Source organism: Robinsoniella sp., from assembly GCF_034124845.1.
Genome location: NZ_JAWYAJ010000072.1, coordinates 1 through 22418 on the forward strand (window position 1 = coordinate 1; position 22418 = coordinate 22418).

22 protein-coding genes and 1 pseudogene are annotated in these 22418 nt (G+C 42.0%); 4 read left to right on the forward strand and 19 right to left on the reverse strand.

What is annotated here, in order from left to right; genetic code table 11:
• Positions 1-617, forward strand: a 617-nt coding sequence (locus tag ACH2DQ_RS03625) for an HAD family hydrolase (protein ID WP_395025623.1), incomplete at its 5' end; no start/stop codon positions are given.
• A gap of 185 nt (positions 618-802) precedes the next feature.
• Here the strand turns inward: ACH2DQ_RS03625 and ACH2DQ_RS03630 are convergent.
• From ACH2DQ_RS03630 to purC, 9 genes are all read right to left on the reverse strand, one after another.
• Positions 803-2080: an adenylosuccinate synthase gene (locus ACH2DQ_RS03630; RefSeq protein WP_394916136.1), complete on the reverse strand. Its 1278-nt coding sequence runs from the start codon at positions 2078-2080 to the stop codon at positions 803-805.
• Positions 2081-2370: 290 nt separating this feature from the next.
• Positions 2371-2577: a HEPN domain-containing protein gene (locus ACH2DQ_RS03635; RefSeq protein ID WP_394916137.1), complete on the reverse strand. Its 207-nt coding sequence runs from the start codon at positions 2575-2577 to the stop codon at positions 2371-2373.
• 11 nt (positions 2578-2588) lie between these two features.
• On the reverse strand, positions 2589-2930 hold the full coding sequence (locus tag ACH2DQ_RS03640) for a nucleotidyltransferase domain-containing protein (protein ID WP_394916138.1): 342 nt from the start codon (positions 2928-2930) through the stop codon (positions 2589-2591).
• Positions 2931-3043: 113 nt separating this feature from the next.
• Positions 3044-3928, reverse strand: coding sequence for a LysR family transcriptional regulator (locus ACH2DQ_RS03645; RefSeq protein WP_394914208.1), 885 nt, complete (start codon positions 3926-3928; stop codon positions 3044-3046).
• Positions 3929-4065: 137 nt separating this feature from the next.
• On the reverse strand, positions 4066-5349 hold the full coding sequence (locus ACH2DQ_RS03650; protein ID WP_394914303.1) for a Na+/H+ antiporter NhaC family protein: 1284 nt from the start codon (positions 5347-5349) through the stop codon (positions 4066-4068).
• Positions 5350-5800: 451 nt separating this feature from the next.
• A complete protein-coding gene (gene purB / locus ACH2DQ_RS03655) occupies positions 5801-7234 on the reverse strand; it encodes an adenylosuccinate lyase (RefSeq protein ID WP_394914209.1) in 1434 nt (477 codons plus the stop codon).
• 65 nt (positions 7235-7299) lie between these two features.
• Complete coding sequence (gene purF / locus ACH2DQ_RS03660) at positions 7300-8745, reverse strand: amidophosphoribosyltransferase (protein WP_394914210.1); 1446 nt, start codon at positions 8743-8745, stop codon at positions 7300-7302.
• 101 nt (positions 8746-8846) lie between these two features.
• Positions 8847-8957 carry a DUF6783 domain-containing protein gene (locus ACH2DQ_RS03665; RefSeq protein WP_394914211.1) on the reverse strand — a complete coding sequence of 37 codons (111 nt, stop codon included), beginning with the start codon at positions 8955-8957 and terminating at the stop codon, positions 8847-8849.
• 98 nt (positions 8958-9055) lie between these two features.
• Entirely contained in the window at positions 9056-9760 is a 705-nt protein-coding gene (gene purC, locus ACH2DQ_RS03670; RefSeq protein ID WP_394914212.1) for a phosphoribosylaminoimidazolesuccinocarboxamide synthase, read from the reverse strand.
• Positions 9761-9810: 50 nt separating this feature from the next.
• On the opposite strand from purC, the pseudogene ACH2DQ_RS03675 reads away from it, so the two are divergent.
• Positions 9811-9879 (forward strand): annotated as a pseudogene (locus ACH2DQ_RS03675) (DUF6783 domain-containing protein); the annotation flags it as partial.
• A 55-nt stretch (positions 9880-9934) separates the two neighbouring features.
• On the opposite strand, the gene ACH2DQ_RS03680 reads toward ACH2DQ_RS03675, so the two are convergent.
• From ACH2DQ_RS03680 to ACH2DQ_RS03710, 7 genes are all read right to left on the reverse strand, one after another.
• Positions 9935-10690, reverse strand: coding sequence for an amino acid ABC transporter ATP-binding protein (locus ACH2DQ_RS03680; protein WP_394914213.1), 756 nt, complete (start codon positions 10688-10690; stop codon positions 9935-9937).
• 152 nt (positions 10691-10842) lie between these two features.
• The gene (locus ACH2DQ_RS03685; protein WP_394914214.1) at positions 10843-11493 is read right to left on the reverse strand and encodes an amino acid ABC transporter permease; all 651 of its coding nucleotides are present in this window, start codon (positions 11491-11493) and stop codon (positions 10843-10845) included.
• Positions 11494-11563: 70 nt separating this feature from the next.
• Complete coding sequence (locus ACH2DQ_RS03690) at positions 11564-12484, reverse strand: amino acid ABC transporter substrate-binding protein (protein ID WP_394914215.1); 921 nt, start codon at positions 12482-12484, stop codon at positions 11564-11566.
• 184 nt (positions 12485-12668) lie between these two features.
• The gene (locus tag ACH2DQ_RS03695) at positions 12669-13466 is read right to left on the reverse strand and encodes a hypothetical protein (protein ID WP_395025630.1); all 798 of its coding nucleotides are present in this window, start codon (positions 13464-13466) and stop codon (positions 12669-12671) included.
• Positions 13467-13481: 15 nt separating this feature from the next.
• Positions 13482-14651, reverse strand: coding sequence for a DUF5716 family protein (locus tag ACH2DQ_RS03700; protein WP_394914217.1), 1170 nt, complete (start codon positions 14649-14651; stop codon positions 13482-13484).
• A gap of 17 nt (positions 14652-14668) precedes the next feature.
• Positions 14669-14839 (reverse strand): hypothetical protein, encoded by a 171-nt coding sequence (locus ACH2DQ_RS03705; RefSeq protein ID WP_394914218.1) that lies wholly within the window; start codon positions 14837-14839, stop codon positions 14669-14671.
• Entirely contained in the window at positions 14802-18338 is a 3537-nt protein-coding gene (locus tag ACH2DQ_RS03710; protein ID WP_394914219.1) for a DUF5717 family protein, read from the reverse strand. The genes ACH2DQ_RS03705 and ACH2DQ_RS03710 overlap by 38 nt, the downstream gene beginning before the upstream one ends.
• A 311-nt stretch (positions 18339-18649) precedes the next feature.
• Between ACH2DQ_RS03710 and ACH2DQ_RS03715 the strand changes: the two genes are divergently transcribed.
• Positions 18650-19339, forward strand: coding sequence for a phosphatase PAP2 family protein (locus ACH2DQ_RS03715; protein WP_394914220.1), 690 nt, complete (start codon positions 18650-18652; stop codon positions 19337-19339).
• A gap of 106 nt (positions 19340-19445) precedes the next feature.
• On the opposite strand, the gene nrdR is transcribed toward ACH2DQ_RS03715, so the two are convergent.
• Entirely contained in the window at positions 19446-19895 is a 450-nt protein-coding gene (gene nrdR / locus ACH2DQ_RS03720) for a transcriptional regulator NrdR (RefSeq protein WP_394914221.1), read from the reverse strand.
• Positions 19896-20087: 192 nt separating this feature from the next.
• Between nrdR and ACH2DQ_RS03725 the strand changes: the two genes are divergently transcribed.
• Positions 20088-20345: a YlmC/YmxH family sporulation protein gene (locus tag ACH2DQ_RS03725; protein WP_394914222.1), complete on the forward strand. Its 258-nt coding sequence runs from the start codon at positions 20088-20090 to the stop codon at positions 20343-20345.
• A 41-nt stretch (positions 20346-20386) separates the two neighbouring features.
• On the opposite strand, the gene ACH2DQ_RS03730 is transcribed toward ACH2DQ_RS03725, so the two are convergent.
• Positions 20387-21079 (reverse strand): response regulator, encoded by a 693-nt coding sequence (locus tag ACH2DQ_RS03730; protein ID WP_394914223.1) that lies wholly within the window; start codon positions 21077-21079, stop codon positions 20387-20389.
• On the reverse strand, positions 21069-22418 hold a 1350-nt coding region (locus tag ACH2DQ_RS03735), incomplete at its 5' end, for an ATP-binding protein (protein ID WP_395025634.1). The genes ACH2DQ_RS03730 and ACH2DQ_RS03735, both read right to left, overlap by 11 nt.

Genomic DNA, 22418 nt, shown 5'->3' on the forward strand with positions numbered 1-22418 from the left:
GAGGATCTTACAGAATGATAAAATCTATAATTTTTGATATCGGAATGGTCTTAGCGGACTACAACTGGTCCGGTTATCTGCAGACTTTTGCTTATTCCGAAGAAACATACCAGGCTGTTGCAAATGCGGTCTTTTTAAGCCCCACCTGGGTTGAATGCGACCGCGGGGTACTCTCTGACCAGGAACTTTTATCCGGATTCATCTGCAATGCCCCGGAATATGAAAAAGAAATAAAGGAAGTATATGCCACCGTGGGCGGATGCATTAAACAGTATGATTATGCAATCCCCTGGATTCAGGAGCTGAAAAAGAAAGGGCTTGGGATCTATGCGCTCTCGAACTACGGCGAGCGTATGTTTGCCCAGACGGGAAAAGAACTGAATTTTCTGGAATACATGGATGGGGCTCTGATTTCCTATCAGGATCACCTAATTAAGCCAGACCCCAGAATATACCAGACTCTTCTTAACCGTTACCATCTGAACCCGGAAGAGACCGTTTTCTTTGATGATAATGAAGACAATGTGAAAGGTGCATCGGATCTTGGAATCCATGCCTTTCTGTTTCACAATTATGAGGAAGCAGCCCAACAATTAGAGGCTTTGCTGAAAGTATAAAACAAATAGTCCATAAAGCTTGAATCCCCAATAATTCAAACTTTATGGACTACAAGAGCCAAAATAAATCTCTTTGACCAGAACGTGACTGATAATTGCTTACTGTCACGCTCTATAGCGTGTTTTATAATTGCTTTCTGGCAGCTATGCGTCACACTTTGTGGGAGATTTGTCCCGGCTGCAATTTACTGTCTGTAAATAATATCGTCTCTTCCTGGTCCGTTGGATATCATGGTAATTGGGAAGCCCAGGTGTTTTTCAACAAACGCTACATATTTTTTACAATTCTCCGGTAAATCTTCATATTTTTTAATCCCCCGAATATCAGAATTCCATCCAGGCAGAACTTCCAGAACCGGTTTTGCCTTTTCTAACTGGGAGGTAGTCGGGAAATCTGTGGTTACTTTTCCATCGATTTCATATCCGGTACATACCGGGATTTCTTCTAAATAGCCTAAGACATCCAGAACAGTAAATGCAACATCCGTTGTTCCCTGAATTCTGCAGCCGTATTTGGATGCAACGCAGTCAAACCAGCCCATACGTCTCGGACGTCCTGTGGTTGCGCCGTATTCTCCGCCGTCTCCGCCTCGTCTTCTTAATTCGTCTGCTTCTTCACCAAAGATCTCACTTACAAATGCACCTGCTCCCACAGCGCTGGAATAAGCTTTTACAACAGTAACGATTTTCTTGATTTCATATGGTGGAATTCCTGCTCCTATAGCGCCATATGCCGCCAATGTAGACGAAGATGTAACCATTGGGTAAATTCCATGGTCCGGATCCTTTAAAGAGCCCAGCTGTCCTTCTAAGAGGATGTTCTTTCCTTCCTGGATGGCATCCCATAAAAAAGCAGATACATCACACACATAAGGTGCAACCATTTCTTTGTAACTTTTTAACTCTTCCATGATATCATCAGGGTTCAATGCCGGTTTCTGATATAAATGCTCTAAAATAACATTTTTCTGAATGCATACACGTTCTACTTTTTCCTTCAGTGCAACTTCATCAAATAATTCACTTACCTGGAAACCGATTTTTGCATATTTATCAGAATAAAAAGGTGCAATACCGGATTTTGTGGAACCAAATGATTTGCCCGCCAGACGTTCTTCTTCACACTGGTCAAAAAGAATGTGGTAAGACATCACCATCTGTGCGCGGTCGGAGACCAAAATCTTTGGTGCCGGAACCCCTCTGTCTACAATCCCTTTTATTTCATTAAATAATACAGGAATGTTCAATGCGACGCCATTGCCAATTACGCTGGTTGTATGATCATAAAATACTCCTGACGGCAGCGTATGCAATGCAAATTTGCCATAGTTATTAACGATCGTATGACCTGCGTTTGCGCCCCCCTGAAATCTTACGATTATGTCTGCTTTTTCGGCAAGCATATCTGTGATCTTGCCCTTGCCTTCATCTCCCCAGTTTGCTCCTACAACTGCTTGTACCATATTGAGATCCTCCTGTATCTGTTTTTATATAGTTATCGTATTAAAACAAAGTTACGGGTTAAGTATACTACTTTTTTGTGCATAAGTAAAATTAATATTAATTATGCTTTGCATAACCGTGGGTTATATTATTATTTCAACAAATAATCCTCAATTGCTTTGAGAAACTCTTCTGCCCTTTCGTGCTGCTCTTTCGCATCCTGGCAAGACACAAGAAAAAAATCGGCGTAATCTGTATTGTTTCTAATTTGAAATGCCTGGCTGATATATTTTGAATACTTTTTGTCAAGCTATTCCGTTTTAATATATTCTTTCTGAAAATAAGCAATCACACCGGAATGTTTTGAGAAATCCTGTCCTTCCATTGCCAGCAATGCACGTACAGCAGTAAACATCGCATAATAGGAACGTCCAATAGAATCTTTATAGCTCCCGGCATCGAATAGTATCTTTGAAGAATAAAGTCTTTCTTTCGCCATATCCAAACGATACTGCATTAATTCTTTTATCAGGCAACAATATCTACCCCCTCATTCTGAATATTTCTATAGTAGGGCAGATCATTTTTATACTTCTCAAATTCCTCAAACGGTATCACTGTTGGTGAAACAATCATTCCATATTCCAGTTCTAAATCAGATGACTCATCCCATACTTTCCTGAGACCTTCCTGCAGATTGGCACGTTCTCCCTGTACGATTGCCACAATATCTATATCTGAATCCATTTGATAATCTCCTCTTGCATACGAACCATAAAGCAGGATCCTTACAATGTTATCTCCGTATACATCCCGATAAATCCCAGCTATCTGCCGTAAAATGACATCCAGATCATTTCTTGTACACATACAACGTTCTCCTCTCTATTTGCATTTAAACCATAACCCTTATTTCATATTTCATATTTCATATTTCATATAATAATTATATACAACCATTCCTATGTTTACAAGTCAAACAGTTATTTCTTCATCATACCAATCAGACACTGCGCTGCCACCGACAGCGGATTTCTCCGGTCTATGGCAAGGCAGATATTTCTCCTTGGAATTTCTTTTTTTAGTTTTAGCTGAAATAATGATCCATCGTCTAAATTCATGCGGGCAAAGTCCTGCATGACAGTGGCAACACCCAGGTTTCTGGCTGCAAACTGGACGATCATGTCGCTGGTTGCCAGTTCGATTTCCGGGTTCAGAACAACGCCATTTTCCAAAAGGAATTTATCCATATAAGCTCTTGTGCTTGTTTTTTTCTCCAGGCATATTATGGGGAGCCTTTCCAGCTCTTTCAGGGAAATTTCACGCCCTTTTAAGTCCATAAATTTGCCGCCTGCCACAAAGATATCCGCAATTTCCCGAACCTGTGAGAATTCCAGCTCTGTTCTGGCTGGAAGGGGATCTGTAACCACACCGAAATCTATTTTCCCCTCCTGCATATAACGCAGAGTCTCCGGAGTCGGTCCGTTTGTTACGGTAAGCTTTACTTTTGGATATGCTTCGTGAAACTGCTGAAGATAGGGCAGCAGATAGAAGCGGAGGGTCATATCACTGGCACCAATGCGGATCTCACCGGTTTCCATATTCTGCATGTCCCTCAGTTTTTGCTCTCCCAGCATCATATATTCATACCCTCTGGCAACATAAGAATAAAGCATTTCTCCTGCCGAAGTCAGCCGCACGCCTTTCCCTGTCCTGACAAACAGGGTTATGCCCAGCTGTTTTTCCAGCTGTTTGATAGCCTGGCTGACTGCCGGCTGGGTAATGGAAAGCTCTTCTGCCGCCAGGGTTATGCCGCCCAGCTTGCCAACATAATAAAAAATCCTATAGTATTCTAAATTTATATTCATATTATCCCTGTCCCTGCCAGAGCATATTTGAAAATTCCTTTCTGGCAACTGTACGTTCCGGTTTGTTTGATGGATACAGATGACAGAAATGAATTTTCAGACAGACTCTATGATTCATAGTAAGCATGAAACTCCTCTCAGCGGTTTGTTCCTTTTCGGAAAATAATAAAGATAATAGCACTGACTCCCATTAATATGGGATAGAAAAGGTATGGCATAATCTGAAAAGGTGTAAGTGCAGATAAGCTTGCCGCTGACAATAGCTGGGCTCCATAGGGAATCAGCCCCTGTCCTACCGAAGCAAAGATATCCAGCAGGGATGCACTTCTTCTGGGAGAAATATTATATTCTTGACTGATTTCCTTTGCAATGGGACCTGCCATTACAATTGCCACCGTATTATTGGCGGTACATGCATCCACTGCAGCTGCCAGAAATGCAATCCCAAATTCACCGCCCTTTTCACCGCGGATACTTTTCTTAATTACATAAAGGATATAATCAATTCCACCATAGGCTTTTACCAATGCCACGATACAGGCTACAATTAAGGAAATCACCGTAATATCATACATTCCGGTAACACCTTCGCCTACTACCTTGAAGATATCTCCGATAAGTATCGTACCGGTGCCCACACCGACTATCAGGGATAGAACGATCCCGCTGATTAAAACTACGAATACATTTAACCCGATCAGTGCGCCAATTAAAACCACAAGATAAGGTGCCACTTTTAAAATATCGTATTCCAGATTGCCAAAGTCCTGTTTTCCGCCTGCTCCTGAAATAACCAGGAATAAAATCATCGTAATAATTGCAGCCGGCAGAACAATAAAGAAATTTTCTTTAAATTTGTCCTTCATCTCACATCCCTGGGTGCGAACAGCTGCGATTGTAGTATCTGATATCATGGAAAGGTTGTCCCCGAACATAGCACCGCAGACAACTGCTCCAATACAGATTGGTAGAGCAATGCCGGTTTTATCGCTGATCCCCACACCTATTGGCGCCATGGCTGCAATGGTTCCCATGGAGGTACCCATGGATATGGAGATAAAGCAGCCGATTAAAAACAATCCTACAACCGCTATATTGGATGGGAGAATAGACAATCCCAGATTTACCGTGCTCTCAACACCTCCGGCAGCCTTAACGGCACCTGAGAAACCGCCTGCCACCAAAAAGATCAGACACATGGTAACAATATTTTCTTCTCCGATTCCTTTTGTGATCACACTGATTTTATCTGCATAGGGCAGTTTGCGGTTCTGGGCAAATGCTACTAAAAGGGCAATCAAAAATCCCACAATCGCAGGCATACTGTAAAAGTCCCCGGTGACACATCCCATCCCGATAAATATAACTAAAAAAATACCAATGGGCAGCAGCGCTCCCGGATTTCCCCTGTTAATTCCCATACCATTCTCTTTTTTACTATCCACTTTGCTTCCTTCTCTGTATTGCGATTTGTTTTCTGATTTATTTTCTTCTTCTATCATCTCTTCTCTCCTGTTTTTTATACATACTGCTGAACTTCATGGGGTTTCTGCAAATTTAAAATAAGCCGCCGCACCAGTACAGCGCCGCACATTTAACTGTGCAATGCTCTACTAAACATATGTACGGCGGCTCCCGGAAGGTATAAAAATTGCTTTCTGCTATCTGTTCGTTCCAATTTTCAGGACGTAAAGATGTTGGAAATACATTTTCAAACACGCTCCAGGGCATCTCATCTGCTTCTATTTACATTTCTTATATTATGTCTCTATTATTTTGTTTCTTATTTTTATTTCTAATTTTTTATATCTTATATTTATTTCTTATATTTACGTTTCTTGTATTTATATCTCTTGAATTTACTTGCTTATATTATACGTTAATTTCTGCTTTCATACCCAAAATTTCTTTATTCTCTTCTAAAATAGGCTTTACATTCTTCGTAAGGAAGTTATCTACCTGTAATGGAGCGCGTCCAACATATTTAGAAGGATCCATTGTTTTCTTCAGTTCCTCTAATGACATATTGAATGCCGGGTCGGCTGCAATGAGTTCCAGAAGGTTATTGTCCTTGCCTTCCACTTTTACATTCTTTCCCGCTTCCATAGATAGTTCGCGGATTTTTTCGTGAAGTTCCTGTCTGTCACCGCCTGCTTTTACAGCGTCCATCATAATATTTTCCGTTGCCATAAATGGCAGTTCTGACATCAGACGCTTTTCAATTACTTTTGGATATACCACAAGTCCATCTACCACGTTCAGGCACAGATCCAGAATACCGTCAACTGCCAGGAATCCCTCCGGAACAGAAAGGCGCTTATTAGCGGAATCATCCAGGGTTCTTTCAAACCACTGTGTTGCAGAAGTAATTGCAGGATTTAATGCATCTGCCATTACAAATCTGGACAGGGAAGCAATACGCTCACTTCTCATTGGATTCCTCTTATATGCCATTGCTGAGGAACCGATCTGGGACTTTTCAAATGGCTCTTCCACTTCTTTTAAATGCTGAAGCAGACGAATATCATTGGAGAATTTATGCGCACTTGCAGCGATTCCGGCTAATACATTTACCACTCTGGTATCTACTTTACGGGAATATGTCTGTCCGGATACTGCATAGCACTCTTTGAATCCCATTTTTGCTGCAATCATAGGGTCGATCTGGTCTATTGTTTCCTGATTTCCGTCAAACAATTCCAGGAAGCTTGCCTGTGTACCGGTTGTTCCTTTGGAACCCAGAAGCTTCATGGTAGAAATCACATAATCCAGATCTTCTAAATCCAGCATAAATTCCTGCATCCAAAGTGTGGCACGTTTTCCAACAGTTGTGGGCTGTGCAGGCTGAAAATGTGTAAATGCCAGTGTCGGAAGGGACTTGTACTCATTTGCAAAGCTTGCCAGTTCTGCAATTACATTGACTAATTTTCTCTTTACTAACTTTAATGCTTCTGTCATTACGATGATGTCCGTATTGTCGCCAACATAGCAGGATGTAGCTCCTAAGTGGATGATCCCTTTTGCTTTCGGACATTGTACACCATATGCATACACATGGGACATAACATCATGACGAACTACTTTTTCTCTTTCTTTTGCCACATCATAATTAATTTCATCCGCATGGGCTTTTAATTCTTCGATCTGCTCTTCTGTAATATTCAGCCCTAATTCTTTTTCTGTTTCAGCCAGGGCAATCCATAATTTTCTCCAGGTACGAAATTTCATATCCGGTGAAAATATATACTGCATTTCCCTGCTTGCATAACGTTCCGATAACGGACTTTGATATCTGTCTGTACTCATTTTATATCTCCTCTATTATCCTTCTTATTTATCCTGTAATTTCAGCATTTTATAAATACGGGTACCTATTTCGTGTATTCACCGCGGATGTCTTCTGTGGGAGGCTCCATTGGATAAACTCCTGTGAAGCATCCTTTACAGATCGGACGGTTTCCGATCATTTCCCCCAAGCGTCTGACAGCCAGATAAGCCAGTGAATCAGCTCCGATTACCTGTCTGATTTCTTCCACGGTACGGTTGTAGGCGATGAGCTGCTCCCTTGCCGGTACATCTGTGCCAAAGTAACATGGCCATAAAAACGGTGGTGAGCTGACTCTTACATGTACCTCTGCCGCTCCTGCCTCTTTTAGCATGCTTACAATCCGGTCGCTTGTAGTTCCACGAACGATGGAATCATCGATCATGACAACCCGCTTTCCTTTTACTGCTTCTTTTAAAACGTTTAATTTCACACGGACGCTGGACTCACGGCTGCTCTGCTTGGGCTTGATAAAGGTTCGACCCACATATCCGTTTTTGACAAAAGCTGTTCCATATGGAATCCCAGACTGGAGAGAATATCCCAGTGCCGCTGCATTGCCTGATTCCGGCACACCTACTACCAGGTCTGCTTCCACCGGTGAATCGATTGCAAGAAATTTACCTGCAAGGATTCTGGAATGATACACGCTGACTCCATCAATCCTGCTGTCCGGTCTTGCAAAATAGATATATTCAAAAATACATCTGGCTTCCTGCTCTTTGGGGAGACACATACTGGTATCCGATTGTATGCCGTCTTTCGTTATAGTTACAATTTCTCCCGGAAGAACATCTCTTACAAACTCAGCACCTACTGTATCCAGTGCACAGGTCTCGCTTGCCAGAATGTATGCATGATCCCTTTTACCGATACAAAGGGGGCGAAATCCATAAGGATCTCTTGCTCCCATTAATTTTCTGGGGGACATGACGATCAGCGAATAGGCTCCCTTAATTTTCATCATGGCGCGTTTCACCGCTTCTTCCGCCGCTTTTGATTTTACCCGTTCCCTTGCAATATGATACGCAATTACTTCCGAATCAATCGTAGTTTGAAAAATAGCGCCGTCATATGCCAGCTGGTCACGAAGTTCCGTCGCATTGATCAGATTGCCATTATGCGCCAGCGCCAGCGTTCCTTTTATATAATTTAATACCAATGGCTGTGCATTCTCACGCGTACTGCTGCCTGCTGTGGAATAACGGACATGCCCTACACCGATGTCACCCTTCAGGTTGTCAAAACTGTCTTCTGTAAATACTTCATTGACCAGCCCCATTCCTTTGTAGGACTGAACCCTGCCTTTTGGACCTTGGGTATCGCTCACTGCGATTCCACAACTCTCCTGTCCTCTGTGCTGCAATGCAAATAATCCATAATAAATGGTGGATGCAACATCGTTTCCGTCAAAATCATAGATACCGAATACCCCACACTCTTCTTTTAATCCGTCAAACTCTTCCACTTGTTCATGTAAATGATTGTTCATTCATCTAGCCTTTCTACATGCACCCGTTGACTTGTTACCTAGAGCGTGTTTGATAATCCCGCCATCTGCACGCCCCACTTTGCGGTATATTTGCCCCGAATTCAGGTTACGTAGTACGCTTGTCGCCCTTCATCCGGGACAAATCTCCCACAAAGTGTGACGCACAGCTGCCAGAAAGCAATTTTAAAACACGCTCTAATGCCGCCCGGCACTGGTACAACATTTCCCAATTATTGTGCAATGCTGTACACTAATATTTCTTTTACGAAAATCACAGTGGATGTAATATCCACTGTGTCTTTTGTTTTTCTTATAATCCGAGACGAGAGAATACTTCGTTGTAAGCTTCTTCTACATTTCCCATGTCTCTTCTGAATCGGTCTTTATCTAATTTCTCATGGGTTGATGCATCCCAAAGTCTGCAGGTATCCGGTGATGTTTCATCAGCCAGGATAATCTGTCCATGATATCTTCCGAATTCGATCTTAAAGTCGATTAATTCAATATTTGCTTTTAAGAAATATGCTTTTAATACTTCATTTACTTTGAAAGCATATTTGGAAATTACTTCAATTTCTTCTCTTGTTGCCAGATTTAATGCGATTGCAAAATAATCATTGATAAGCGGATCACCTAAATCGTCATTTTTATAACTAAATTCTAAAGTAGGAGCTGAGAATTTCGTTCCTTCCGGTACGCCAAGTCTCTTCGAAAAGCTTCCTGCTGCAACATTTCTGATGATAACTTCTAATGGAACAATCTCTACCTTTTTAACTGCTGTCTCTCTGTCACTTAATTCTTCAACCAAATGTGTTGGAACGCCTTCAGCCTCGAGAATTTTAAAAACATGATTGGTCATACGGTTATTAACAACACCTTTACCAACGATAGTACCCTTTTTTAAGCCATTGAATGCTGTTGCATCATCTTTGTAGTCTACAATTAATACGTCCGGATCTTCTGTTGTGTAAACTTTTTTTGCTTTTCCTTCATAGAGTAATTCTCTTTTTTCCATTTTGAATCCACCTATCCTTCTTCATATAGTTATCAGTTTCATGACCATAGTGGGGCGTGCAAATTGCGGGAATGAATTTACAAACACGCTCAAGACCGATCACCTACAAAATTATATAACATTGTAATTTATAAAGCAAGAATAATTCTATAAAATACGACACGCATTGACATTTTAGTGGAATTTGCCCAAAAACTCCTGCGTTCTGGCATTGTCTGACCGAAATAATTCCTCAGGTTTTCCCTGTTCCACAATCACTCCGCCCTCCATAAAGATAATATGGTCTGCCACATTCTTCGCAAAGTTCATTTCATGGGTAACAATGACCATAGTCATGTGCTCTGCCGCCAGATCTTTAATAACCTTTAAGATCTCTCCGGTCAGCTCCGGATCCAGGGCTGAAGTCGGTTCATCAAAGAACAAAACCTTGGGATTTAAAGCCAGCGCCCTCGCAATGGATACACGCTGCTGCTGTCCTCCTGAGAGTTGAAAAGGATATGCCTTTTCTTTCTCGGATAATCCCATTTTAGCAAGCAGTTCTCTTGCTTCCTTCTTCACCTGCTCCTTATCCCGTTTCTGAACTCTAACGGGGGCATCCATTACATTCTTCAGTACATTAAAATGAGGGAACAAGTTGAAATTCTGGAACACCAGACCAAAATTCTGCTGGATTTTTTTCAGCTGATCCGGCTTTGCGTAAACCGCCTTTCCATCCGCTCCGGTGGTAACTGCTTTTTCTCCCAAATAGGAAAGTTCACCGGAATCCATCGTCTCAAGCAGCGTTGCACAGCGCAGCAGCGTTGATTTTCCGGAACCGGAAGGACCAATGATCGCCACAACCTCCCCTTGCTTCACCGTAAGAGAGATATCTTTCAGAACTTCCAGATTTTCAAATTTTTTTTCTATATTATGAATTTCCAAATAATTCATCTGACCTACCTTTGCATCGCAGTCATTCTACGACACTGCCCGCTTCCGTAAGAAGTGAATCCCTGCGGGCAATCCTTTCCTGATTTTTACACAATTAGTTATGAGCGCAGTCCGCTGCGCCTCATTCCTCAGCCCTGCTGTCTGAAGAACAATTAACGGTAATAGTTCATCTTCTTCTCTGCCTTTTCCATCAGAAATGCTACAACAAAGTTAAAGATATAGTAGAAGATACCCGCTGCCACCAGAGGCATGACACTGGTACTGGATGATGCAAGTGCTTTGGCAACCGTAAACATCTCCGATACCGCGATTACCATTGCAAGAGAAGTATCTTTTACCAGGGTAATCACTTCATTTGTAATAGATGGCAGGATTCGTTTCAATACCTGGGGTAATATAATCGTAAAAAATGTCTGCACTTTGTTATATCCCAGAAGTTTTGCAGCTTCATACTGCCCCACCGGCATAGACTCAATACCACTGCGGTATATCTCCGCAAAATATGCGGCATAATTCAGTGCAAACCCAATGATAACTGCTATAAAACGGTAAGATGCCTGAATCTTAATGCCAAACAGGTAATATGGCCCGAAATAAACCACCATCAGCTGCAGCATCAGCGGCGTACCGCGCATGATTGATATGTAAATCTTTGCAATATTTCGAATGACACCGTTCTTTGACATCCGACCAAATGTAATTACCAGCCCGAGCGGTATGGAAAACAATAGGGTCAGTCCAAATATTGCAACAGACGTCAGCATTCCCTCTGATAATTTTGATAACATCATTGCGTAATCCATGTTTGCTTCCTCCAAATTGTATCAATCGCAAAAGAGAGGGGAAGTTTCCCCTCTGTTTTTGCGTATTTCTTTATTTTCCTATAATTGTAATGTCTTTCCCAAACCATTCATTGGAAATATTAGCAAGTGTTCCGTCTGCTGCCATTTCTTCTAACGCTTTCTGAACAGCATCTTTTAATTCATCATTGCCTTTTTTGAATCCGATTCCATATTCTTCAGCTGCAATGGCTTCATCCAGTACTTTGAAATCTGCATTTCTTTTCTGAATCTGGTAGCTTGCCACTACGTTGTCCATTGCAATCGCATCTACTGCTCCGGATTCCAGATCCATAAATGCGGTATTATAATCCGCTACGGTTATTAACTGTCCAAAGCTGCCAGAGAGTTCCGGCTTGTCATTTAATGCCGCCTGAGCACTGGAATCTGTCTGCACGTCTACTACTTTGCCTGCAAGATCAGCTAAAGTTTCAATCCCGGCATCTGCTTTTACAACAATTACCTGATCATTTTTCATATATGGATCCGACCAGGTATAATCGTCTTCACGTCCATTCATGGTAAAACCATTCCAGATACAGTCAATGGTTCCGGAATTTAATTCCATGTCTTTTGCATCCCATGCAATCGGCTGATATTTTACTTCTTTACCCAGGCGCTTAGCAACCTCTGCCGCTGCCGCCAGGTCAAATCCTGTAAATTCACCGTCATCTCCAACAAATCCCATTGGCGGGAAGTCCTGGTCAAATCCTACTGTAAAGGTTCCACCTGTAGCTGCCGCTGCCTCTGAGGATGCTGCTTCCGTAGTGCCGGCGTCTGATGCCGCCTCTGTGGCTGCCGCTTCCGATGATGTTGCTTCTGTTGTTGCTGCTTCTGATGTTTTGGAAGCTTCCGTTGCCGCCTTAGTTTCTCCGTTACCGGATGAACCGCATCCGGAAATCATTGCTGCTGCTAAAGCAGTCCCCAGCACCATGCATAACATTTTCTTTTTCATAATAACAAATCCTCCATTTTATACCAAACACTTTTTTTATTTACCGATTGAGCACTCTACTCTGGTAAATCAGTAAAATCATACTAACATAAAATAACAGGACTGTCAATTATGAAAAATTTACCGCAAAGTGGGGCGTAAGATGGCGAGTATGCATTCTCCCAGTTGTTCTGAAATAGTCCATTTAAGAACAGGTACTCTTATGATACTGGGCTTTTAATTTCTCCACAATTTCCTCCGGCTCCATTCCCTTCAGACTTTTTGCCAGATCACTGTTCACTGCCTCTTTGCAAATCTGGGCATTCCGCTTTTGAAGTTCCGCTACCATGATCTTATCAGCCTTTACATCCTCCAGCCGTTTTTCATATGCTTCCTTTGAAAGATATAGCGGCAGGATCGAAAGGTATTTCTGAAATGTATCTTTGGATTTTACAATTCCGTAGGACTGCCACAGGCTGTTTGCAGCTTCTTCAAATAAGAACAGTTTTGCATAAGCCCCTGCCATATTACAGAGAATAGATGCATAAAACTGAATGCCCAGATTGCCCGGATTGCGGTCCTTCAATATCTGGTAATACTCCTGTATCCCATTGATATACATGCCATACTCAACAAGATAATCGGCTTTCATCTTCCTTCTCAAGTCATCCGGCTGGATTTCTATTTTAGAAATTTCTTCCTGAATCTGCTGGAACTCCTGATGAGACAGGTAGCCGATCTCCTTGAAGATTGGAAGAATAAAATTGCCGATACTCTCATCTTTCTCTAATTGCTGGTAGAGTTTCCGGTATAACTTTGTAAGCCCCAGTTCATCCCTGATCCAGTCACAGAGTTTTTCGTTGATAATCGTATTATCAATAAGATAGATATTTTGCTGAAGATAATAGCACAGTTCTTCGATGGAATAAATATTCGTACTGATACTCTCGATATAATATGGATTTTTTGCCTTTTTTATCTGGCATAATACATATCCGCTCAATGCTTTATCTCCTTTCTATACATCAATAATCTCTTCCCAGGTCTTGCCGGAAGAGGGAAACAAACCTCCAAATCCCAGATCCCGTATGGACACCTTACATTTGTGTACCGACAGAAAAGAGATATTTACCTCAAGTCTGGTTGTCTTATTGGGACGAACAGGGAGTCCTTCCAGAAAAATACTGTGGGTTCTTGCCGGGCTGGTATCGATTGGCTTGAAATAAAGAATTAATTCATCCGTATCATCCAGGATCAGCTCATAAGTATGATATGCCTCATACCAGTCCATACCTGCATTGAGACAGAGATAGTAGCTTTCTTTGCCCCGAATCTGCATCTGCATCCCCACATTTACTTCTACCATGTCTTCTCCCACATACAGATAATCTCCGATATCGGCAAGTCCTTTTCTATGCATTGCCCCATAACAGGCTCCCTTTGTATAGAGGTTTCTGCCCTGAAAAACATGTCTTCTGTTGTTGCAGAGGTATTGTAGGGAACGCACCGCCCAGGTCTTATCAAAATTATCTCCGATGAGATACGTGGAAGAGAAGATCTTATTTGCAAAAATCTTCTGTATCAGTCCAAGGAACAGACGGTCTCTTTCCAGATCCCAGTCGGAGTCCTTTTTTCCTCTTCTGACTTTCTGATCCAGGACAAGCTGCGCCATTTTTGTTACCCTTACCAGCGCCGGTCTGGTCTTATAATCGATATCCAGTTCAAATGCCGTAATTTTAGAGTCTTCATATTCAAACAGGGCAACCTTATAATTCCAGAGTTCTTTTTTCTGGTTCAGGGTAAAATAGAAAAAACTCTCCCGGTAATCCTGTAAAAACACATTACTTCTTGGTGTACCCAGCATCGCCAGGGATGATGGTATTGCACTCACCCACGGCTCTTCCATTTTCTCCATCGTAACCATAATGCTTATATTACTTGCCACGTCTTCTACTCCCAGAAGTTCAAAGCACTCTTTAAAAAAATTACTTAACAGGACATCTCCCAGTTCTTTTTTCCCCTCCACCAAAGGGAAGATGTCTCTGGGGGTGGTAATCAGATAATTATCCTTTCCCTCCTCCATACTGATCGTAATCGGATCTGAAATTTTGTGGTTATAAAATGTAATCAGTGAAAAATTTCTTCCCAGATCAAATCCGACAATGACCTCATTTATTTCCTTAATCATAGGTGCCTCCATCTTATTTACTGAATCTTTAAATCATAACCCCCGCCCAAAGCAGCGGGTATTGAATACATAATACCATGAGTCACAGCAATATCTGCCCCTGCCCCGGAATCCGTCAAACGGATCTGCGGTACCACCCGGCTTTCAGGCTTACGGGAACAAACGGCTGATAAAATAATTCTGCTCAATATAGGTCTGCTTACTGTCTTCTGCCGCTTTTTTATTTCCAGTCTGAATGGCTTCCATCATATGGTTGATCAAATCATACTGGCTGTTTCCTTCCGGCTTTGACTTTTTCGTATAATGAATTGTCTGATCCTCTGTAGTAATCGTCTGGTTATCCAGCTCCTCCACCAGATGCCAGGTCAATTTATCTCCATAAAACAACGTAAATTCTTTTACAAAGATGCCTTCGTACATATTCTTCATGGGTTCTGTTTTAAACCCATTTTCTTCCCCGCCCAGGCGGTAATGCAGAACCACTCTGGATTTTGGATTGGCACGGTATTCCACATAAGTTTTGTCAGACAGCTGGTATGGCCTTGTAAATGCATCCGGCAGTTCTTCAAAAAATGCAAAACGAAGCCCTTCATAGGAGATGTCTTCCATCATGCGGTTAATTACCGTTTCCTGCCCATCCGTCAGATCCGGCTTCTTTGCATAGTTTCTTAAAAGTGCAAGTTCACAGATACGTTCCGGTACCTGCTGCTTCACAGCCAGCCGTTCAATATAATCAAATACCGGCTGCGCAACCCGCTTTTCTTTTACAAAGTAATTATAAGCGCTGAGTATGACATATGCCAGACAGATCTGCTTTTTCCCCATCTTTTTACGGTAGGAATCAAAAATCTCTTCGGTGTCTTCCTCTCCCGTTCTCATAAACAGTACAAAGATCAGGATCTTCTCTTCCATTTCAAAGCCATCCAGACCAAACTCCCTGCCTGCTTTCCAGATATTTTTCATGATCTCAATCGGGCCGTCATAATACATCAGAAGATAAGATAAAATGGTCTCATCGTATTTTTCACTGCTAAAACAATAAGCACACAGAAACAGCAGCATGTCATCAGCCGCATATTCCTTTTCCAGAATCGTCCTGCTGCACAGGCGGACCAGCTGGATCAGGTCTATATTTTCCGGACCGTAGATGCTCACCAGACCAAATGCCTCCTGGCACATCCCCTCTTCGGTGAGAAGTTCTATTAATTTCTTTTTATCAGTCTGCACAAACACATGATAATCGATACGGTGAAGATACTCATACCGCTGTTCTGCAGCAGGATGGTCATAATAATATTCCAGTATTTTGCTCCGAAGCTGTTCTTTATAAGACTCCCTTATCCCCTCTACTTCCAAAAGCCTTCCGTAGCTGTCCGCATTGGCTGATGTTATCAGAATTTCTTTGGAATCCAAATAGCAGCTGTTTAATACAAGCCCCGCATTATCCGGGCAGAGCTCCCTGCAATAATCCCCAAAAATCGGACGGTCCATTAATTTTGTCAATGTATAGGGAATCTCAGAAGCATACCGGTTTCCCTCTTCGTCTTCGAACAAAATCCGGTAATCCCCGGTATACAGCTGCACATACGTCTTCCCATCCTGTATCACAGACCGTATCTCGTTCTTTAGCTGGCTGTGGATAACAATTGCAGACTTCATACGTGGGATATCACATTTTAACTCATAAGTAAAAATTGCCCTTGCCAGTCCGTCTGCCATCCGCTTATTCATAATCGCCTTGGTCAGAAAGGTATCATAAATAAGCGCCAGATCTCTGCTGATTCTTCCCAGTGCCAGCTGGTCAACCATAAACCGTTCCATGGCAGGCCGGTAGCTCTTGTAGGCTTCCGGATCTTTGCTGTGATTTCTGATTACATTGGCATACACAAATGCCTTTTTATTATAACTCAAGGTATTGTTATAAGCAAAATACATCCGCACCATCTGAGGCAGAATCCTATCGGTATCCTCCTCCATTGTTTCAATATAATACTCATATAGTCCAGTCAGGCGCAGTTCATACTCTACCCCTTTCGCGTACCATTTAAAATATTTCTTATCCGTTTTATGCCCTTTGATTAACAGGCTGCACACCGCTGATATGATGCTCTTAACCGGGTATTTCTCATAACAGTACGACAGGACCAAGAAAAGTCCTTCGTCAAATTCCCGGTGCCGCAGGGTTAGTTCAGCAGCCTGCTCTGCAATCTCCCGGTTCATGACCTCTTCCTTGCACACAAAACGCAGGAGCTGTATCTCAAAGTCATCCAGACGCTTTAAAATCAGGGGTTCCTTCTGTATAATCTGTACCCCTTCCACAAACATTACCGGACTTGTACAGCCGCAGATAAACTGATCCCGTACTGCTGCCATCCGGTCCAGGGGACCGCATACCGATGGTTCCTGCAGGTAGAGCAGAATCCACTGCAGCATCCAGTTTTCCTTATTCTGAAGATAAAGTTCATATACCTTTTCTTCTATATAATCAATATATTTTGTATCCCGGTTATAAAATGTGGTAAGATACAGATAATAGCCAGTAAGCTCCGGCCTGTCTATCCTTTCTTTGTGATTCTCGATCTCTTCCAGTGCCATACAAGCATCTACCATCCGCTCTCTTGCAAAAAGAAGCTGCACCCGGTACAGTTCAAAGAACACGTGGCTTCCTCCTGCCTGCTGGTATTCTGCAAGTGCCTTCTCAGATATATCAAGCCATTCCCCCAGCTTTTTCCGCTTTAAGCGAAAATCCATGTAAGAGGAAAGCATTCTGGCAATTGCCCGGTGCTGTTTATATCCTTTCCGTTCTCCGGAACCCTTCACTGCTTTAAATGCCTCAATTTCAAATTGAAGCGTTTCATAGCCGGAACGTATGGTAATCCTGCCAAAGTTTTTCCCGCCGTGAAGCTTTTCCATATCAATCACATATTCCAGAGAATAAGTGCTTCCCACAAATTCATCTGTAGTAACCGTCTCATGATCAATGGAAATAAAGTCTGCATCAGCCTGTATATCCAGACGTAAAAATCCCCAGTTGTCCTTGGTAATTGCCAGTACTTCTTTCGTTGACTGGGTCATTGCCGGAAAACATCTGGATTGCTCTGACATATGCAGATTGACCGGCTTTTTCTTTCCACAGCCAACCAAAAACTCTTCCAGACTGCGATAGCTGAAATTCTGTCCACGGATGCCTTCATAGAGGGATGCATAGGAGGGTGTCCATTTCGGCAGCATATGATAAAACTCGGATGAAATAAACAAGACATAGGCCTTCTGGAAATCTTCTTTTGCCAGCGCGGTAAATTCATCCAGGCTCTTATAAGCCACTGCCAGTTCCTGTTCCTTTGAATACTCAATTTCCAAACGGAAAGGAATACGGTATTCTCCCAAATTGGAACAAATCGTAAAGGCGCCTTCTAACACCTCGCCTTCTTCCATTCCTGTCGTATCAATTTCATAAACAATTTTTTCATTGTTTCCAAAAAAATCAGATGGCTCATAAGCAACCCTGGCACTGGAAGAATAGATGAATCCCTTCATCTTCTTCTCCTCCGGATTGCTGATCTCAAAACTGCCCCTGAATGACTCCCCCTTTTTAACCAGAACCCGGATTTCATCAATAGAAATTATCATGGTGGGAGCTTTATATTCAAAAATACCATTTAGTAATTGTTCAATTCTTCTTTTCAAAGGATTCACCTGCACTTTATTTAATCTATGAAGAGTATAACACTTTAGGTATATGACGCGCAACTGTCTAAACGACAATTTGTTTTTGTTTTAGACATTTTTAAGGATTTCGAGACAGCTAAGATATTGGTGCTTTCCCTCAATTTTCCATCAACTTCCTCTTAATTTTTTCTGAACAATTGTGAACTTAACGTGAACTGCATTGTTCTAAACCTTCCATTATGATATAATTTTCTTGATTTAGAGGAGCTTAAGAAAAGTAACTGCATACGAATTATGAAAAACTTTATGCAACGGGAGGAACCTTTTACGTGAATGCAAAAAAGAGCAGTAAACATCTCTGGATTATTCCAGTATACGGCATTTTTTATCTGCTGTCGTTTTCCTTTCTGGAGAGTCATGTGGTTGACCACCGGGAAATTATTCAATCCCGTTTAGACGACCTGATCCCTTTTTCAGAAATTTTTATCATTCCTTATTTTCTGTGGTTTTTTTACATAGCCGCAACTGTAACTTATTTTGCCCTGTTTCAAAAAAACATAAAAGATTACTATCATCTCCTTGCTACTCTTGCAATTGGAATGACGCTGTTTTTAGTAATCTCTCTGATTTGGCCCAATGGCCACACACTGCGCCCCAGGAGCTTTGAGCGGGACAATATTTTTGTTGATTTAGTCCGATATCTTTATACGATTGATACCCCTACCAATATTTTCCCCAGCATCCATGTATTTAATTCCGTGGCATGCTGTACCGCAATTGGCAGCAGCAGTGTACTGAAAAAACATAAGGTCTTACAGGCATGCGTATTATTACTGACAGTCTCCATTGTATTATCAACGGTTTTCTTGAAACAGCATACGATCATTGATGTCATCGCCGCACTGGCTCTGAACCTGATCTGCTACCAGCTGATTTACAAATACCAGACGATACTGGCTTTTGTAAAAGCACTGGGTGAAAAAAGAAAGAAAAAGATTTTTCGCTCCGACTCATTTTAGAGCGTGTTTGAAAAATGCTTTCTGACCTTATAACAATGAAGTTGAAAAGAATCCGAAAAGATGTTTCGCCCTCCGGCGATTCCATCCTTTCGGATTCTTTTTTCCTCTATTTCAAAATTTTCTTTAATTCATCCATAAATGTATTCACATCTTTAAATTCCCGATATACCGACGCAAATCTCACATAAGCCACCGGATCCAGTTCCTTTAACTTGTCCATGACTATCTCGCCGATTAAGGTACTTTCAATCTCTCTGTCTTCTCTGTTGAAAACTTCCGTTTCTGCCGCATCTATCATTTCATTTATTTTAAGAACCGGTATGGGTCTTTTGTAACATGCCCGAAGTACACCCGCTTCTATTTTGGAACGGTCATACTGTTCTCTGTTCTGATCTTTTTTAATTACAATTAAGGGAATGGTTTCCACTTTTTCATAAGTCGTAAAACGTTTCTGGCATTCATCACACAGCCTGCGCCGTCTGATGGAATTATTATCATCTGCCGGCCTGGAGTCTACAACTCTTGTATTGTCCTGATTGCAAAATGGACACTTCATATATTTACCTCCTTATCTACTCCACCCGGGCATATCTCCCCTGCCCATTTTATGTAGTATGCATTTTCTGTTTTGAGTATATCCAATCCCTTAATCCCTGTCAATCAATTTTATTAAAAAACCGCGCTGATTTTACGAATATTCCTCAAAGATGCGCAATATAATGTAAAAATATATAACTGGGGAACTTTTATGCGTATTTGTGAGTTAAAACAAAAGGAAGTTATTAATGTATGTACCTGCGGCTGTCTTGGCTGCGTCAGCGATGTGGATATCGACCCACGTACCGGACGCATTCTCTTCTTAATTGTTCCGGGCCCTGGGAAAATCTGCTCCTTTTTAGGCAGGGATACCGAATTTATCATTCCCTGGGAATGTGTTACGCAAATCGGGACAGATATCATCCTGGTGGAAGTTGATGAAGAAAAAATAAAAAAAAGGTGCGAATAGTGCTGCTATCGTTTCTGGCCGGATGGAGCACTAGGACTGTTTTACGATGTAAAACGATACCCTACTCCCACTTCTGTCAGAATAAATCTGGGATCCGCAGGATCCTTTTCGATCTTTCTTCGAAGAGTTGCCATGAACACTCTCAGATTCCCGGGTTCAATGCCTTCTGTATACCCCCAGATCTGATGAAGAATATAATTATGGGTAAGGACCTTGCCCCTGTTTTCAATTAATAAATTCAGAATCTTAAACTCTATTGGAGTCAGATGGATTTCTTTTTCATCGATCAGAACCTTATGTGCTTCGTTATCCACCGTGAGATAATCACACCGGAAGATTTCTTCCTGGACTTTTTCCACACCTCCGGTGCGTTTACGAAGTGCAGCTCTGACTCTAGCCATCAACTCTCCCATATAAAAAGGTTTTGTTACATAGTCATCGGCTCCCGCATCCAGTGCCCGTATCTTCTCTTGTTCTTCTTGCCGTGCAGAAACAACAATTATGGGCACTTCGGATACTTCCCTGACTTTCTCAATGACCTGCATGCCATCTCCGTCCGGAAGTCCCAGATCTAAAATGATCATATCGGGACGGTTGGCATAGAACAGGCTTACGGCATCCTGTACTTCTTTTGCCACACAGTACCGGTACCCCTCTTTCTTCAGGCTCATTGAGATAAAGTTAATAATGTATTTATCATCTTCCACTATTAGTATATTTTTCTTATCTTCCATCTGCATTCACCCTTTCTGCATGTAACCAAAATGTCAGTCTGGCGCCTCCGCCCGGTTTATTCTCTGCCCATATTTCACCGCCGTGTTCTGTGACCACTGCCTTACAGATCGCCAGCCCCAGGCCTATGCCCTGCTTTTGTTTGGAGTCGCCGCTTGCAGATGTAACAAATTCATCAAACAGCTTTCCCATCATATTTTCCGCTATGCCTTCCCCATCATCTTCAACCTGTATAAAGACTTTCTTGTTACGGAAGCTGGCAAGGACCGATATGCGCCCACCCTCTTTTGTGTGCTTCATTGCATTATCCAGGAGATTGATCACTACCTGAACCATCATCTTCCCATCCATTTTCGCCACGATCACCTCATCCGGAAGGGAGACTGTAAATTTCCGTTTTTGATGCAGGTCTCTGATATGGCTTGCCGCCTCATAGATAATATCATCGATTACTTCCGGCTGTTTATTAATGTGAAGGCTGCCGCTTTCAATTTTGGTCATATTCAGAATATTTTCCATCATTTTCATAAGCCACAGCGCCTGCTCATTAATATCAGCCGCAAGTATCTGGATGTTGTCCTTCTCTAATTTCTCAGAATCCAGAATCAAACCGCAGTCACCAATAATTCCCGTCAGGGGTGTTCGAAAATCGTGGGAAATACTGCGCAGCATGCGGCTTTTCATATGTTCCCGTTCCATCTCCACTTTGATCTGCTCCTGCTGCTGGTAGACCAGTTCACGATCCAGTGCAATTCCAATCTGGTTTGCCGCCGTCTTGATCAAAAGTTCCTGTTCTATGGAGAGCCCCTGATTCCGGTTATATACTTTTAGCACACCCAACTGTTTTTCCAACCCGATTATGGGCACCATCATATAATCACCGAACCTGTGATTTTTATCCCGCAGCTCCACACTTTTGTCTCCGATCAGTTCCACTTCACTTTCAAACTTCGTATGTTCAAAGATATAGCGGATTCCAAGCCGAACGATATTTTCTTTTCCCGTAACATTGATAAAGCTTTTAGACATTTCATGTAAAAGCCTTGCAGCCTGTTCATTTTTCTGTGCAATCAGCAGCTGCTTCTGGAATTTGACAGTCAAATTATAAGAAATAAGGGATGCGATCAGAAAAATGATAATCAGGACAATATCATTAATATCTGCAATCTGAAACGTATGCAGCGGAGCCGTAAAGAAGAAGTTGAATGACATGACACTGATGAAAGAAACTGCAACTCCATACTGGTAGCCATTGGTATATGCCGTTGTAAGGAGAACTCCGATCATATAAATCATCAAAGTATTTTCTTTTGCAATTCCTGCACTGTTTAACAGAACGGA

Coding starts and splice junctions, on each gene's coding strand:
- ACH2DQ_RS03680 (WP_394914213.1), bottom strand. CDS start 10,690: ATGAATTATTTGGAAATTCATAATATAGAAAAAAAATTTGAAAATCTG.
- ACH2DQ_RS03725 (WP_394914222.1), top strand. CDS start 20,088: ATGCGTATTTGTGAGTTAAAACAAAAGGAAGTTATTAATGTATGTACC.
- ACH2DQ_RS03690 (WP_394914215.1), bottom strand. CDS start 12,484: ATGAAAAAGAAAATGTTATGCATGGTGCTGGGGACTGCTTTAGCAGCA.
- ACH2DQ_RS03700 (WP_394914217.1), bottom strand. CDS start 14,651: ATGATTAAGGAAATAAATGAGGTCATTGTCGGATTTGATCTGGGAAGA.
- ACH2DQ_RS03650 (WP_394914303.1), bottom strand. CDS start 5,349: ATGGGAATTAACAGGGGAAATCCGGGAGCGCTGCTGCCCATTGGTATT.
- ACH2DQ_RS03730 (WP_394914223.1), bottom strand. CDS start 21,079: ATGGAAGATAAGAAAAATATACTAATAGTGGAAGATGATAAATACATT.
- nrdR (WP_394914221.1), bottom strand. CDS start 19,895: ATGAAGTGTCCATTTTGCAATCAGGACAATACAAGAGTTGTAGACTCC.
- purF (WP_394914210.1), bottom strand. CDS start 8,745: ATGAACAATCATTTACATGAACAAGTGGAAGAGTTTGACGGATTAAAA.
- ACH2DQ_RS03630 (WP_394916136.1), bottom strand. CDS start 2,080: ATGGTACAAGCAGTTGTAGGAGCAAACTGGGGAGATGAAGGCAAGGGC.
- purC (WP_394914212.1), bottom strand. CDS start 9,760: ATGGAAAAAAGAGAATTACTCTATGAAGGAAAAGCAAAAAAAGTTTAC.
- purB (WP_394914209.1), bottom strand. CDS start 7,234: ATGAGTACAGACAGATATCAAAGTCCGTTATCGGAACGTTATGCAAGC.
- ACH2DQ_RS03635 (WP_394916137.1), bottom strand. CDS start 2,577: ATGCAGTATCGTTTGGATATGGCGAAAGAAAGACTTTATTCTTCAAAG.
- ACH2DQ_RS03645 (WP_394914208.1), bottom strand. CDS start 3,928: ATGAATATAAATTTAGAATACTATAGGATTTTTTATTATGTTGGCAAG.
- ACH2DQ_RS03685 (WP_394914214.1), bottom strand. CDS start 11,493: ATGGATTACGCAATGATGTTATCAAAATTATCAGAGGGAATGCTGACG.
- ACH2DQ_RS03640 (WP_394916138.1), bottom strand. CDS start 2,930: ATGTGTACAAGAAATGATCTGGATGTCATTTTACGGCAGATAGCTGGG.